The sequence below is a fragment of the Qipengyuania sp. ASV99 genome (assembly GCF_047872805.1).
Taxonomy (GTDB): domain Bacteria; phylum Pseudomonadota; class Alphaproteobacteria; order Sphingomonadales; family Sphingomonadaceae; genus Erythrobacter.
Genome location: NZ_JBLQUK010000005.1, coordinates 1 through 14,675, shown reverse-complemented (window position 1 = coordinate 14,675; position 14,675 = coordinate 1). Strand labels below are relative to the sequence as shown.

The window sequence follows — 14,675 nt, the reverse complement described above, 5'->3', positions numbered from 1 at the left end:
CCGTTAACGCGGCACCATCCGCGCGCGCAGGCTGATGTCGACCTTGTTCCCAACGATCAGTTGATAGCTGCGCATCCCGTAATTGCGGCGATCGATCTGCATTTCTGCGGTAAAGTTTACCGGCCTCCTGCCCGCTGCGGCGGGGTCGCTGGCAAAGGTCACATCGAGCGCTTCGGTGCGGGTGACGCCGCGTGCGGTGAGTTCGCCGATCAACGTTCCGCGCGTAGGCGATGTCAAATTGATCGAGCGCCCGACAAATCGGATTGTGGGATAGCGCTCAACCCAGAAAAACTTGTCTCCGCGCAGCCGTTGCAGCGTGGTTTCGTCCGGCGCTTCGATCGCGGCGGCATCAAAGGTAACGTCGATCGCGGTCCGCTCTGGCGCGCCGGGGATGACGGTGACGCTGCCTTGCATCCGGGGAAAGCGGGCGGTCTTGCTCGACAGGCCAAAGAACGGCACGCGGGCGGCCACATTGCTGGCGCTGGCATCGAGCCGGTAGTTGATGGGCGCATTGGCGCGCGCCTCGCTTTCGGTCCTTGTCTGCGCGGAGGTTTGCGCATCTGCCGGTGAAACAGGCGCAAAAGGCGGCGCCAGCAACAGCGGCAGGAGCATCAACAGGCGGGTAATTCTCATGGCTTTAGCGCTTAGCCTGCCAAGATGTCCTGATCGTGAATGTGCGACCACATGAACGCTGCGCTGCCCCATCGTAAGTCTGGCTTTAGGGCTGCGCAGCGGCTTCATTCAAGGTGGTAGGCACTTCGATGAACACGCTCGCTCCCGGTCCCAATGGCAGATCGAACAACACCCAGCCAATCGTGAGCGCCAGACCCGACAGCATCAGCCCAATCGAGAACGGCAGCATCACCGCAGCCAGCGATCCGAGACCGAAATCCTTGTCCCAGCGCTGACAGAAAATCAGGATCAGCGGGAAATACACCATCAGCGGGGTGATGATATTGGTCGCCCCGTCGCCCACGCGGTATGCTGCAGTGGCCATTTCGGGTGAGATACCCAGCAGCATCAACATTGGCACCATCACCGGTGACAAAAGCGCCCATTTGGCGCTGGCCGACCCTACGAACAGGTTGAGCAGCCCGGTCACCAGGATGATCGCGGTCAGCAGTGCCCAGGCTGGAAGGTCGGTGGAGCCAAGGAAATTAGCCCCATTCACCGCCAGAACAAGCCCCAGATTGGACCACGCAAACATCGCCACGAAATGCGCCGCGGCAAAGGCCAGCACGAGGTAATAGGCCAGATCCTCCATCGCGCCTGACATCATCTTTACCAGATCGCGGTGATCGCCAATGGTCCCGGCGCCCTTGCCATAGGCCCAGCCCGCGAGCAGAAACAGCATGAAGAAACCCGCCACCAGGCTTTTGTAAAACGGATTGAGCTGCGCCTCTGCCGATGCGGTTTCATCAATCAGCGGAGTGCCGGGGCCAAAGGTGAAAAAGAGCCACATGGCCACGACCGCCAGCACGGCGATCCCGGCATATTTGAGCCCGGTCTTTTCAGCCTCGGTCAGCGGGCGATCTTGATCGCCCTCATCCGCAGCAGTGCCTGCGCGCGCGGGGTTCCATTTCCCGAGTCGGGGTTCGATCATGCGGTCCGTCACGAACCAGATGACCGGCAGAAACACAAAGGTCATCGCCGCGATGAAATACCAATTGCCCACGATATTCGCGGTGAAATCGCCAAACACTGTCTCCACCGCCGCTTCGGTAATGCCGAACAGCAGCGCATCGAGCTGTCCGGGCAGCAAATTGGCAGAGAACCCGCCAGATACACCGGCAAAGGCCGCTGCAATCCCTGCGATCGGGTGACGCCCGGCGGCGTGAAAGATAATCCCTGCGAGCGGGATCAGCACGACATAGGCCGCGTCTGCGGCGAGATTGCCCATCATTCCGACGAACACGACAATGGGTGTCAGCAGCGCCTTGGGCGCATCGCGCACGCCCGCGCGCATAGCAGTGCCAAACAGCCCGGCACGCTCCGCCACTCCCGCTCCCAGCATTACCACCAGAACGTAGCCAAGCGGGTGGAAATGGGTGAAGGTCGTGGGCATTTCGACCCACAATCGCTGAATATTCTCCGCATTTAACAAGCTGGCGGCAGCCACTACGCGCGCCGCGCCGGTATCAGGGTCAATCTCGGTCGGATGGGTGACCGACAAACCGGCCATGCTGGCGATTTGTGAGATCACGATCAGGATCAGGATCAGCCAGAAAAACAGGAACACCGGATCGGGCAGTTTGTTGCCGCTGCGTTCAATCCAGCCTAGAAAGCCGGTCATGCCGTTGGATTGGGTCGCGTCCGCTGCGGCCGTTGTCATCTGCAATTTCCCCGATAACCAATTTCGTAAAGCGTAAGGGCTAGCATTGCGGATCGCGGCTGTCACAGGGATTAATCAACGCGATCTGGCGCGAATTTCATCGGCGCGATAAGCGTATGGGATGGCCAAGCTCTATTTCTATTATTCCAGCATGAACGCCGGCAAGTCCTCGTCCCTGCTTCAAGCCGATTTTAATTACCGCGAACGCGGCATGGCGACCATGCTGTGGACCGCCGCGCTCGATACCCGCAGCGATGGGTTGGTGCGCAGCCGCATCGGGCTGGAGGCAGAAGCGCATCGTTTCCGCCCTGACACTGACCTGCGCGCCGCAATTACAGCAGCGCACCGCGAAAGCGCGCTTGATTGCGTGCTTCTGGACGAAGCGCAATTTCTTTCTGAAACGCAAGTCTGGCAATTGGCAGGCGTCGCCGATGAATTGGGAATTCCAGTGCTGTGCTATGGTCTGCGCACCGATTTTCAGGGCGCGCTGTTTCCCGGTTCGGCTGTCTTGCTGGGCATTGCTGATGCTCTGGTTGAACTGAAAGCGGTGTGCCACTGCGGGCGCAAGGCGACGATGAACCTGCGCGTGAGTGAGGACGGCAGCGCGGTAAAGCAGGGCGCGCAGACCGAAATCGGCGGGAATGATCGCTATGTCGCGCTGTGCCGCAAGCATTTTAGCGCCGCGCTCAAGGGGTGATACTGGTTTAGCGGGTCCGCGCACCCTATCTTTCCAGCCATGTCAGACACCTTGATCCTCGCGGCGGTTCTCATCCCCAGCCTCATCATCGCCATCGTGTTTCACGAGGTGGCGCATGGATATACCGCAATGGCTTTGGGCGATCCCACCGCCAGCGAGCGTGGGCGCCTGACGCTCAACCCGTTCAAACATGTCGATCCGGTAGGAACCTTGCTGGTTCCGGGCGGGCTTGCCATTCTGGGCGGGCCGGTCTTTGGCTGGGCCAAGCCGGTGCCAATCAACAAATACCGGCTTTCCAACCCGCGCTTTGGCATGATGGCGGTTGCGGCGGCTGGCCCGGCGAGCAATTTTGTGCTCGCAGCGATTGGAGCGGTGATGCTGGGCCTGGTGGGCGGGCCGGACTGGCTGCTGTCGAGCACGCCGACTGGGCTGCCCATGGCGATTGATCCGGCAGGAGAGGCGCTGCCGGTGGTCAGCGGGCTGTTCTATTTCGTGATCGTCAACCTGTTCCTTGGCCTGTTCAACCTGCTGCCGATCCCGCCGTTTGATGGGTCGCATATTGTCGGCGGGCTATTGCCGGCCCGCTTGCGGGCAGGGTGGGAACGGCTGCAACAGCTTGGCATGCTGCTGATCGTGGGCGTGATCGCGGCGAGCTGGATTTTCGGGACCGGCTGGCTGGCCCAGACTATCGGCCCTGTGTTCGATTGGGTGCTGGGTCTGTATCTCGGCATTGCCGCCATTTTTGCCGGGGCATAGCGCCTTTTATCTGCGCGCTTTGAACCAGCGGGCGACCGCCGCTTGCTCCTCGGCGGTCAGGTGCAGGTAGAGCTTGCTGCGGCGTTTGAGCACATCCTCTGCGGTTTGCGCGAATTCATTTCGGACTAGATGCCGCAATTCCGATTCCCAGACACCCGGCGCTACTTCGCTGCCGACAGGTTCGTTCCAGGGAGCGTGACCCATGATGCGATAGGCGATCCACCCATAGGCCTTTGCCAGTCGGACTGCCGTGCGTTGGGTGAGCCGCACACTCTCATACTTCATCAAACCGCTCGCAACAAGATCGGTGTCCTCGTCAAGCGAACCGCCCGGAAGCATTGCATCCGCTGTCCATGAAGCGCCATCGATCCCAAGTTTTTCAAGCGCATGCTCGGCCAGTTTGCGATAGGTTGTTAGCTTGCCGCCGAAGATCGAAAGGATCGGCGGGCCATCATCGTCCAGCTCGAATTGGTAATCGCGGGTGACGGTGGAATTGCTCGCCGCCTTGTCTTCGTAAAGCGGACGCACTCCGGCATAGCTAGCAACGGCCTGATCGGGTGAGACATCGACCCGCAGATATTCGTTCACCGCATCGCAGATATAGCATGCCTCTTCGGCGGTGATGTCGATCCCCGAAGGATCGCCTTCAAACAACACATCGGTTGTGCCGACGAGTGTAAAGTCCTGTTCGTAAGGGATTGCAAAGACAATGCGATTGTCGCGGTTCTGGAAGATGTAACAGCGATCATGATCGAACAGGCGCGGGAAGATCAGATGGCTTCCCTTGACCAGCCGGAGGTTTTCATGCCGCTCACTTGGCAAAGCGCGGCCCAGCACTTGATCCACCCACGGCCCGGCAGCGTTGACGACCTTGCTGGCTGTAATGCGATCTTCCGCGCCGTCCGGCGTGCGCAGCGTTGCGATCCAGACATCCTTGCGCCGGTCCAGCCCGACACATTCGGTGCGGGTCCGGATGTCCGCGCCGCGTTCCTTTGCATCCACGCAATTGAGCACGACGAGGCGCGAATCCTCGACCCAGCAATCGGAATATTCAAAGCCGGTTGTCAGGCGGTCTTCCAACACTTCGCCATGCGGGGCCGCGCGCAAATCGACTGTGCGGGTGGGGGGTAGCAGCTTGCGGCCGCCGATATGGTCGTAAAGGAACAGGCCGAGCCGCAGCATCCATTTGGGCCGCAGCCCCTTGTCATGCGGCAGCACGAAGCGCAGCGGCCAGATGATATGCGGTGCGATGCGCAGCAGCCGCTCCCGCTCGATCAGGCTTTCGCGCACCAGCCGGAATTCGAAATGTTCAAGGTAGCGAAGCCCGCCGTGCACCAGCTTGGTCGAAGCAGACGAGGTGTGCTGCGCCAGATCGTCTTTCTCGACCAGACACACCGACAGTCCGCGGCCCGCCGCATCGCGCGCAATCCCCGCGCCGTTGATTCCGCCGCCGATGATGAGAAGGTCGTAGTGGTTTTGCATTGCAGCATAAGCAATTGGCGAAAGCGCGGCGGTTTGGCTAGGGGGCAGGTATCATGAGCGAAAAGAAACCCGCACCGCACGGTTGGATCATCCTCGACAAGCCGCGCGGGCTGGGATCGACGCAGGCCGTTGGAGCGGTGAAACGCGTCTTACGCGAAGGCGGCTATGCCAAGACCAAGGTCGGGCATGGCGGCACGCTCGACCCGCTGGCCGAAGGGGTGTTGCCCATCGCGCTGGGCGAAGCGACCAAGCTGGCCGGGCGGATGCTGAATGCGAGCAAGATTTACGATTTTACGGTGAAGTTTGGTGAACAGACCGACACGCTCGACACCGAAGGCGTGGTGGTGGAGCACAGCGACATGCGGCCCACGCGCGCTCAGATCGAAGCGGTGCTGCCGCAATTCACCGGGCCGATCGAGCAAGTGCCTCCAGCCTATTCCGCGCTGAAAGTGGAGGGCAAGCGCGCTTATGATCTGGCGCGGGCCGGGCAGGCGGTCGATTTGCAGGTGCGGGGGGTGACGATCCACGCGCTTTCGATGGTCCCTGGTACGGCGGGGGACGATCAGATCACCTTCCGTGCCCACGTTTCCAAGGGCACCTATATCCGCAGCCTAGCCCGCGACATTGCCCTTGCGGTTGGAACCTGCGGGCACGTTACCTATCTGAGAAGGACGAAGGCGGGTCCATTCCTGCAATCGCAGGCGATTTCGCTGGACAAACTCAACGAAATCGCTAGTGGCGCGCCATTGAAAGACCTCCTCCTGCCGTTAGAGGCGGGGCTGGACGACATCCCGGCCCTTTCCCTCACTCAGACAGATGCGCAGGCGGTCCGCTCGGGCCGGGTCCTGTCTGAACTGCCCCTGCCATCCGGGCTTTACTGTGCGATGCTGGAAAATGTTCCGGTGGCGCTGGTCGAGATTACGGATGGGTCCGCGAAAGTGGTCAGGGGTTTTAACCTTCCCGATGTCGCTGAGTAAGAGAGACTGAATATGTCGGTAACTGCCGAAGAAAAAACCCAGATTATCAAAGACAACGCCCGCGCCGATGGCGACACGGGCAGCCCCGAAGTGCAGGTTGCGATCCTCACACAGCGTATCCGCAACCTCACCGATCACTTCAAGGCGAACCACAAGGACAACCATTCGCGCCGCGGCCTTCTGATGATGGTCAACAAGCGTCGCAATCTGCTCGCATACCTTAAGCGAAAGGATGTTGAGCGGTACAACGCGCTGATCCAGAAACTGGGTCTTCGCAAATAAGAGTTTTGCAGGAAGGCGGCTCGAAAGGCCGCCTTTCTCATATTTGGCTGCGCAGACATCCGGTTTGCGCGGTCTTGGGGCAAAATAGCGCCCCGCACCGGTCCGGGCCGGTTTAACCCGGAAACTGTAGGCCCCGCGCACGCAATAAGGCGGCGCGGGTCAAAAAGGAAAATACATGTTCGACACGAAAACCGTATCGCTGGAGTGGGGCGGGAAAACCCTCACTCTGGAAACTGGCCGCATTGCCCGTCAGGCTGACGGCGCGGTCCTCGCCACTTACGGCGAAACCGTCGTTCTTTGCGCGGTTACCGCGGCAAAGGGCGTCAAGGAAGGGCAGGATTTCTTCCCGCTCACCGTCCATTATCAAGAAAAATTCTCCGCAGCCGGACGTATCCCCGGCGGCTTTTTCAAGCGTGAACGCGGCGCGACCGAAAAAGAAACGCTGGTTTCCCGCCTGATCGACCGTCCGATCCGTCCGCTGTTCCCCGAAGGTTTCTATAACGAAATCAACGTGATTTGCCAGGTTCTGTCGTATGACGGCGAAACCGAGGCAGACATGGTGGCGATGGTTGCAGCCTCTGCTGCGCTGACGATTTCGGGCGTCCCGTTCATGGGTCCGATCGGCGCCTGCCGCGTTGGCTATATCGACGGCGAATACACGCTGAACCCCAAACAGGACGCTGCGCTGGCCGATGGCCGCCTCGACCTGGTTGTCGCTGCAACGCAAGACGCGGTGATGATGGTCGAATCCGAGGCCAAGGAACTGACCGAGGAGGAAATGCTCGGCGCAGTCATGTTTGCTCATGCCGAATGCCGCAAGGTTATCGGCGGGATCATCAAACTCGCTGAACAGGCTGCCAAGGATCCGTGGGAAATCAACACTTCGGACGATAAGGCCGCAATGAAGGAAGAGCTGCGCGGAATCGTCGGCGACGACATCGCTGCCGCTTACAAGCTGACCGACAAATCAGCTCGTTCGGACGCGCTCAACGCAGTGCGGGCGAAGGCCAAGGCGCATTACGCCGATGCCGATGGCCAGACGCAGATGACCGCAGGCAAGCTTGTCAAGAAGCTCGAAGCCGACATCGTGCGCACCGCCATCCTCAAGGAAGGCCAGCGCATCGACGGACGCAAGCTCGACGAAGTGCGTCAGATCGACGCAATGGTGGGCTTCCTGCCGCGCACCCACGGATCGGCGCTGTTCACCCGCGGTGAAACGCAGGCAATCTGCACCACCACGCTGGGCACCAAGGACAGCGAACAGATGATCGACGGGCTGGAGGGTCTCTCCTACTCGAACTTCATGCTGCACTATAACTTCCCGCCCTATTCGGTCGGCGAAGTGGGCCGCTTTGGCGCGCCGGGCCGCCGCGAGATTGGCCACGGCAAGCTGGCATGGCGTGCGCTGCACCCGGTGCTGCCGAGCCATGAGGATTTCCCTTACACCATCCGCATCCTGTCCGACATTACCGAGTCCAATGGCTCGTCGTCGATGGCGACGATCTGCGGCGGCTGCCTGTCGATGATGGATGCCGGCGTTCCGATCGAACGTCCGGTTTCGGGCATCGCGATGGGCCTAATCCTTGAAGGCGACGAATTCGCGGTCCTGTCGGACATTCTGGGTGACGAAGATCACCTTGGCGACATGGATTTCAAGGTGGCTGGGACCGAGAACGGCATCACCACCATGCAGATGGACATCAAGGTTGCCGGGATCACCAAGGAAATCATGGGCAAGGCGCTCGAACAGGCGAAAGCCGGGCGCACGCACATCCTTGCTGAAATGGCCAAGGCGCTGACCGGCGCACGCGGTGAAGTCAGCAAGCATGCTCCGCGTATCGAAACGATGCAGATCGACAAGTCGAAGATCCGCGACGTTATCGGGACCGGCGGCAAGGTGATCCGCGAGATCGTTGCTGAAACCGGCGCCAAGGTCGATATTGACGACGAAGGCGTGATCAAGATCAGTTCTTCGAATGCCGATGAAATCGCCGCCGCACGGCGCTGGATCGAAGGCATCACCGAAGAGGCCGAAGTCGGCAAGGTCTATGATGGCAAGGTCGTGAATATCGTCGATTTCGGCGCGTTCGTGAACTTCATGGGCGGCAAGGACGGGCTCGTCCACGTGTCCGAAATGCGCAACGAGCGCGTTGAAAAGCCGACTGACGTCGTCAGCGAAGGTCAGGAAGTGAAGGTCAAGGTTCTCGAAATCGACAACCGCGGCAAGGTCCGTTTGTCGATGCGCGTTGTCGATCAGGAAACCGGCGAAGAGCTGGAAGACACCCGTCCGCCGCGTGAAAGCAAACCGCGCGGCGATCGTCCTGATCGCGGCGGTGATCGCGGCGATCGGCGCGGTCCCCGCAATGATCGCGGTGGCGGCGGTGGTGGTCGCGGACGCGGCGGCGACCGTGGCGGACGCAGCGGCGGCGAGCGTGACGGGGGCGGCAATGATGGCCCCGCAGGTCTGCCCGACTTCCTGAAGGACTAATCGCCTTCAATTTCAAACATGAAAGGCCGCCCGGAGCGATCCGGGCGGCCTTTTTCGTTTCATTCCTGCGGCAACACTGGTTAACCGAACCCCATGCTCAAACGCGAACTTATCGACACTGTCACCATTCGAGACGGCGAGACGCTCGAACTTTTCAGCCATGGCCGCGATTTCATGATCGTGCTGGGCTACAATGAGCTGATGAGCACCCGCATGCGCTTTTCTGAAGAGCAGCTGGCGGAACTGACGCTGGACCGGCTGGAGGCGGACAATCCGCGCATCCTGATCGGCGGTTATGGCATGGGCTTCACCCTGCGCGCGGCGCTGGCGCGGCTGAGCGTCGGCGCAACGGCGGTCGTTGCGGAAATCTCGGACAAGATTATCGAATGGGCGCAGGGGCCGATGGCCGAATTGACCGGCGATACCTTTGCTGACCCCCGGCTCGATCTGAAAATTTGCGATGTTGCCGCGCTGATCGACGATGCCAATGACGGAACCTGCGAAAAATTTGACGCCATCCTGCTCGACGTGGACAACGGCCCCGATGGGATGGTGCGCGCCGATAACAATCGCATTTACAGCCGCACCGGCATGGCCAAGGCGCGCGATGCATTAAAGCCCGGCGGGATCGTGTCTGTGTGGTCGGCGGCACCCGATCACGGCTTTCGCCGCCGTATGAAAGAGGCTGGTTTCGACGTTGAGGAACGCACGGTGCGGTCACGCCCCAATAACAAGGGCGCGCATCACGTCATCTGGTTCGGGCGGAAACAGACCTAAAAATCATAGATCAGGGTCACCCGGCTCAGCGTATCGGTCTGCACCGCGCCCGGCGGCGGGTTGCTGTCATATTCGATCGCGTAGGAGAGCCGCGCCGCAAGGCTGCTGTTGATCTGGGCGTTGAGGCCGGTCACCAAATCGATGCTGGTGTTGTTCGAATCGATGATCGCAATCGCCGCACCCCCGGCCTCCGCGACAGCACTGGTGTCATGCGTCAGTTTGAGCTTGTCGGTAATGTCCCAGTCGAAATCCACTCCGATCAACCCCGCAATCCGGCTTTCGCTGCGGCCATCGACGAATTCAGTGACGCGGTAAGCCGGGCCCGCCTTGAGCGACAGGTTCAGCCCTTCCTCGTTCAGGACCTTATAACCGATCCCGCCCGACACGGCGTAGCGGCCTGAGAAGCCCTGAAACCGGTCGCGTTCATATTGCGCCAGCGCGTAAACGTAGAAATCGTCGGAGATATTGTAATTGGGTTCGTAGCGGACCAAGAATTGCTCGCGCGTGGTGACCCCATTGGCGCGCTGGTAATCGACCCGCCCGGTCACCCGGTGCCGCCATTTGATCCCTTCGCGGTTCAGGTTGAGGCCGGCAGTGACCCCGGTGTTGGAGGAATTGCCGGTTGCGCGGAATGCGCCCAGTTCGCCTCTGCCAGACCAGTTTTCGAACAGCCCTGCATCGCGGATTTCTGCCACCTGTGCCTCTTCCTGCGCGGCTTTTGCTTCTGCCAGCTGTGTTTCATAGCGGGCAAGGATCGCATCAAGCTCACCCCCGTCACCGGGATTGGTGGAGCGGGCGATGTCGATCACAATGCGCACCTTGGCTTCGTCCCCGGTGGCGATCGCTGCGTCGATCATGTCGCGCACGGGCACGGGCATGTCGGCGCGGGCCGCAGCCGGGACGAACAGCGCAATCACCGCAAGCGCAGGCAGGAAAGGGAAGGTTGGATTGGTCATTTCGCTTTCCTACAGCCACGTCTTTGGGCGAGGGTGAGCCATGTTCTGCATGGCGCAATTTCTGATATCGGCAATTGCCGGACCTGATCGGCCAATTGTCGGCCGGAATGGAGCGCGGCCCGAAGGACAAGCATGTGCGACTTTGCCCTTGGAGATTTTGGCCTCTGGACAGTGTGTCAAGTGTGTCAGGCAGCTCGGTTGCGGCTGTGTGGGGGCAGCACAGCGCAAGGCGGAGACTGCCCCCTCAGAGCCGGGGTCGAAGCGCGAATCAGCGCACTCGCGGACCGCCAAACGGCAACGGCGGCGGGGGACGGCGCGCACCGCGCGGCAGCTGAGCCTGATAGGCCCGTCCGCAATGCTCAACACAGTAAGGGAAACCGGGGTTCACATCGTTTCCGCAGAAATGGAAATCTGGCTCACCCGGATGGCCCATCGGCCAGCGGCACACTTTGTCCGAAAGGTCCAGCAGGCTGGTCTTATCAGCGATCTCCGGACTGGGTTTGGCCGGCACAAGACGACGCGGCGGAGCAGGCGGGATCGGTGCCTGCTGGTCGCCCGGTCCCTGACGCAGGAACCCGCCCGGACCGACCGAAACGATCTTGGGCAGGTCAGGGGCAAGGTTAGGGATCGGCTGCGAATTGCCGCCATGATCAACACCGGGCGAAGCCGCAGGCGCGGCGTCGGCCTGTTCCAGCGGGTTACCAGCTGGGCGGTCAGCCGGTTTGGGCGTGGGCTTGGTGGCGGGTGTGGGCGCAGCGGCTTTCTTGATCGCAGGCGTGCTTTTGACGGCCGACTTCTTTGCCGCTTTCTGCTCATTCGCTTTGACCGGGGAGGGTCGGGATTTGAGGCCCAACCGGTGCGCCTTGCCGATCACCGCATTGCGGCTGACACCGCCCAGTTCCTCGGCAATCTGACTGGCGGTTGCGCCGCCTTCCCACATTTTCTTGAGCGTTCCAATGCGCTCGTCAGTCCAACTCATACCTATTCAATCTCCGTTCGGTCAAAGACCGTTCCGCCATCCAGACAGGCGGCTTGTCTCTTGCCATCAGAGGACGTAGTCGCCCAAGGATGACAGACGAGCTTTCAGCGAACCAGAATTTGGGCAACGCCCCCGCAACGACCCAGTCATTCGGGGGCACCCAATTCAGCCCGCGCGGGGTTCCGGTGATAACCGGGATAAACCGCGTTGGTCTCTTGGCGCTCTATATGAAGGAGGTTCGGCGGTTTCTCAAGGTCCAGACACAAACGATCTGGGCTCCGGCGGTAACAACGGTGCTGTTTCTGGTCATCTTCACCGTCGCATTGGGGCGTGGCGGGCGTGAAGTGCTCGGCGTGCCCTTTGCCAGTTTCGTCGCGCCGGGGCTGATCGTGATGGGGATGATGCAGAATGCCTTTGCCAATTCGTCCTTCTCACTGCTTTCGGGCAAGATCCAGGGGACAATCATCGACCTCTTGATGCCGCCGCTGTCACCGGGAGAACTGATGGGCGGGATCGTTGCGGCCGCGGTCACGCGGGCGGTGGCGGTGGGCTGCACCGTCGCGCTGGCGATGGCGCTGTGGCCGGATGTCTCGCTTGTTGCGGCGCATTGGTGGGCGGTGGCATGGTTCGGTTTGATGGGCAGCGTTTTGCTCGCGCTGATCGGCCTGGCGACGTCGATCTGGGCGGAGAAATTCGATCACAATGCGGCGATTTCCAATTTCGTGATTGCCCCACTGTCGTTGTTGTCGGGCACGTTCTACGTTCTGGATAATCTTGCCCCCGCATTTCAGGCCGTCAGCCGCGTCAACCCGTTCTTCTACGTCATTTCGGGCTTTCGCTACGGCTTTCTGGGGCGGAGCGACATTGGCACACAATCAGACGTGGTGGTGGCCGCTATCGGGTTGGGTGTCTTGAATGCGATAATCGCACTCGCAGTGTATTTCGTGCTGCGGTCGGGATGGAAGCTGAAAAGCTAGTCCTTTTCGCTCAGTCGGAAAATGGCGGAATAGGCCCCTCTGACATCAGCGACCCGGCCAACGTTCATATTTTTGGAAGGCCGGCCACCAAAATCGGTGATCGCCACGGAAAGGGACAATTCGACCGAGCCCGTTCCATCCGCGCTTTCCCGGCGCACTATATCACCGATACGGCTGGAGGGGACGGAGTTGACGGTCAAATCCCGTCCCAGGCTGAGTTGCAAAACACGCTTGTCAGTGACCGCAAACAGGATCCGTCCGCGTTGAAACATGGGAACAAACGGCATGGCCAGCATCCCGAGACCGATCAAGATAAATGGGGTTCCAAACAAGGGAAAAGCCCAGCCCAACAACCCCGTATCGCCGTTCTGCATCGCACTCGTGCCAACCGCCGCCATAGCGGTCCAGAACAGCGCAAAGGCTGTCCATGGAATGGCGAAAAAGTAAATCGCAAAACCCTTTGGTTCCACCCGTGCGAGTTTCATGCCCTGCCAGACGATCAACTCGCCTTCGCCCAATTCATGCCGCAAAGCGAGATCGAGTCTCTGGCGGACGGTTCCGTGCGTGTATTGTGCTTTGCTCGCCAAGCTCCGTGCCCCCTCGCGCCAGAACCCGCGTTAGTGAGTCAGGGAGCGGCGCATCCGGTAACGGCCGTCCTTGAACTGATCAAACAATTGCGGGACGGTGGGATGATCGATCGGCCCGCCGTCGGTATCGGTCACCAGATTACCTTGGCTGACATAGGCGACGTAGCTCGATTCCTCGTTTTCGGCGAGCAGGTGATAGAACGGCTGATCGCGCCGCGGACGAATATCTTCAGGAATGGATTCGTACCATTCCTCGCTATTGGCAAAGACTGGGTCGATATCAAAGACCACGCCGCGAAAATCGAAAAGCCGGTGGCGGACGACCTCGCCTATTCCAAAGCGACTGCGGGTCTGACGCGGGGCGTTGATGGTGCGTCCCGCTTGGCTGGAAAAGAAGTGAGCGCGGTCCATGAGCCGAAATATGGACCTTCGTCCGGGCAAAACAAGCGGATTGTGTTGCCAGACGACAAGATATGCCCGCTTTTTGGGACGCGCAGCCTTTCGGATCAGTCCGCGAGGGCTTGGCAAGTAGCATGGCCTGCGCTAACGGGCGCGCTCCCTTTTGACAGGCCAATGCGCTCGCTGAGCGCTGATGCGCCGCAAAAGGGTGCGGAGAGGTGCCGGAGTGGTCGAACGGGGCAGTCTCGAAAACTGTTGAGCTCTTACGGGTTCCGAGGGTTCGAATCCCTCCCTCTCCGCCACTCATAAGGCATTGATATAGAACGATAAAAATGGATCACGAGAACCCCGCAATTCTGCGCCACTCAGGCGTTGATTCGGGTCTGCAGAGAATAGCCAACTTGCATCATTCAGGCCAATTCGGGAGGTTTTCTCTCGCGGCCATTTCGGTGGTACCGGCTCTGATTGGCGATGCAGGTGTTTCAGAAGCCCAGAAGTTCGTGCTGGTCCGACCAATTCAGGGGCAGCTCGGTGTTGCGCAGCTTCTGCGCACTGAGATGGGCGGGCTGGGTGCCCGCCAATATTGCTTCAACAATTTTAGGCGAGAGGAAGGCGAGGCGGACGGTTCGAGATACAAACGAACTGTTGATCTGCTTGCTCCGCGCAAGTTCGGCAATGGTCATGTTGCCCGAGGTAACCTCTTCCCACCAGGCTCGTGCCCGCAGAACAAGGTGGACGAGAGTTTCATCGGCCTTGGGAGAGCCTCTGCGTCCATCAGTTTGGATCAGCTGAAGAGAATGACCTTTGCGGGTCAGTCTCGCATCTACTGTCAGAACTGTATTTCCAGTATCCCTCGAGTTTGTCAGGCCCAGCGCGCTCAGGGTTGCCTCGCGATCGAGGGAGATGGTCTGAACCGCCCCGGGATTGTCGGAGGCTCCAACTCTTGAGTAGATGGAGTCCTTATGAGCAAGACAACGAACAAGTTT

14 protein-coding genes, 1 tRNA gene and 1 pseudogene are annotated in these 14,675 nt (G+C 60.2%); 8 read left to right on the top strand and 8 right to left on the bottom strand.

What is annotated here, in order from left to right:
• Positions 1 to 3: 3 nt before the first annotated feature.
• Entirely contained in the window at positions 4 to 633 is a 630-nt protein-coding gene (locus ACM64M_RS07610) for a YceI family protein (protein WP_416228079.1), read from the bottom strand.
• Between the two features lie 85 nt (positions 634 to 718).
• Positions 719 to 2,332 (bottom strand): AbgT family transporter, encoded by a 1,614-nt coding sequence (locus ACM64M_RS07605; protein ID WP_416228078.1) that lies wholly within the window; start codon positions 2,330 to 2,332, stop codon positions 719 to 721.
• A gap of 121 nt (positions 2,333 to 2,453) precedes the next feature.
• On the opposite strand from ACM64M_RS07605, the gene ACM64M_RS07600 reads away from it, so the two are divergent.
• On the top strand, positions 2,454 to 3,029 hold the full coding sequence (locus ACM64M_RS07600; RefSeq protein ID WP_416228077.1) for a thymidine kinase: 576 nt from the start codon (positions 2,454 to 2,456) through the stop codon (positions 3,027 to 3,029).
• 39 nt (positions 3,030 to 3,068) lie between these two features.
• Positions 3,069 to 3,785, top strand: a complete 717-nt coding sequence (locus ACM64M_RS07595; RefSeq protein ID WP_416228076.1) for a site-2 protease family protein — start codon at positions 3,069 to 3,071, stop codon at positions 3,783 to 3,785.
• 6 nt (positions 3,786 to 3,791) lie between these two features.
• Here ACM64M_RS07595 and glpD read toward each other — a convergent pair whose 3' ends face one another.
• Positions 3,792 to 5,267 (bottom strand): glycerol-3-phosphate dehydrogenase, encoded by a 1,476-nt coding sequence (gene glpD / locus ACM64M_RS07590; protein WP_416228075.1) that lies wholly within the window; start codon positions 5,265 to 5,267, stop codon positions 3,792 to 3,794.
• A gap of 53 nt (positions 5,268 to 5,320) precedes the next feature.
• Here glpD and truB point away from each other — a divergent pair, with 53 nt between their 5' ends.
• From truB to ACM64M_RS07570, 4 genes are all read left to right on the top strand, one after another.
• Positions 5,321 to 6,244, top strand: a complete 924-nt coding sequence (gene truB, locus ACM64M_RS07585; RefSeq protein WP_416228074.1) for a tRNA pseudouridine(55) synthase TruB — start codon at positions 5,321 to 5,323, stop codon at positions 6,242 to 6,244.
• 12 nt (positions 6,245 to 6,256) lie between these two features.
• Positions 6,257 to 6,526, top strand: coding sequence for a 30S ribosomal protein S15 (gene rpsO, locus ACM64M_RS07580; RefSeq protein WP_416228073.1), 270 nt, complete (start codon positions 6,257 to 6,259; stop codon positions 6,524 to 6,526).
• 175 nt (positions 6,527 to 6,701) lie between these two features.
• Positions 6,702 to 9,014, top strand: coding sequence for a polyribonucleotide nucleotidyltransferase (gene pnp / locus ACM64M_RS07575; RefSeq protein ID WP_416228072.1), 2,313 nt, complete (start codon positions 6,702 to 6,704; stop codon positions 9,012 to 9,014).
• A gap of 93 nt (positions 9,015 to 9,107) precedes the next feature.
• The gene (locus ACM64M_RS07570) at positions 9,108 to 9,791 is read left to right on the top strand and encodes a spermidine synthase (RefSeq protein ID WP_416228071.1); all 684 of its coding nucleotides are present in this window, start codon (positions 9,108 to 9,110) and stop codon (positions 9,789 to 9,791) included.
• Here the strand turns inward: ACM64M_RS07570 and ACM64M_RS07565 are convergent.
• Together ACM64M_RS07565 and ACM64M_RS07560 are read right to left on the bottom strand one after the other, a co-directional pair.
• Positions 9,788 to 10,747, bottom strand: coding sequence for a DUF481 domain-containing protein (locus ACM64M_RS07565; RefSeq protein ID WP_416228070.1), 960 nt, complete (start codon positions 10,745 to 10,747; stop codon positions 9,788 to 9,790). The genes ACM64M_RS07570 and ACM64M_RS07565 overlap by 4 nt on opposite strands.
• A 268-nt stretch (positions 10,748 to 11,015) precedes the next feature.
• Complete coding sequence (locus ACM64M_RS07560; protein ID WP_416228069.1) at positions 11,016 to 11,726, bottom strand: GcrA family cell cycle regulator; 711 nt, start codon at positions 11,724 to 11,726, stop codon at positions 11,016 to 11,018.
• Between the two features lie 89 nt (positions 11,727 to 11,815).
• On the opposite strand from ACM64M_RS07560, the gene ACM64M_RS07555 reads away from it, so the two are divergent.
• Complete coding sequence (locus tag ACM64M_RS07555) at positions 11,816 to 12,703, top strand: ABC transporter permease (RefSeq protein ID WP_416228068.1); 888 nt, start codon at positions 11,816 to 11,818, stop codon at positions 12,701 to 12,703.
• Here ACM64M_RS07555 and ACM64M_RS07550 read toward each other — a convergent pair.
• Both ACM64M_RS07550 and hspQ read right to left on the bottom strand, forming a co-directional pair.
• Complete coding sequence (locus tag ACM64M_RS07550; RefSeq protein WP_416228067.1) at positions 12,700 to 13,221, bottom strand: hypothetical protein; 522 nt, start codon at positions 13,219 to 13,221, stop codon at positions 12,700 to 12,702. The genes ACM64M_RS07555 and ACM64M_RS07550 overlap by 4 nt on opposite strands.
• 99 nt (positions 13,222 to 13,320) lie before the next feature.
• Positions 13,321 to 13,701, bottom strand: coding sequence for a heat shock protein HspQ (gene hspQ, locus ACM64M_RS07545; protein ID WP_416228066.1), 381 nt, complete (start codon positions 13,699 to 13,701; stop codon positions 13,321 to 13,323).
• A gap of 200 nt (positions 13,702 to 13,901) precedes the next feature.
• On the opposite strand from hspQ, the gene ACM64M_RS07540 reads away from it, so the two are divergent.
• Positions 13,902 to 13,991, top strand: a tRNA-Ser gene (locus ACM64M_RS07540).
• A 180-nt stretch (positions 13,992 to 14,171) separates the two neighbouring features.
• Here the strand turns inward: ACM64M_RS07540 and ACM64M_RS07535 are convergent.
• Positions 14,172 to 14,675, bottom strand: a pseudogene (locus ACM64M_RS07535) (hypothetical protein); the annotation flags it as partial.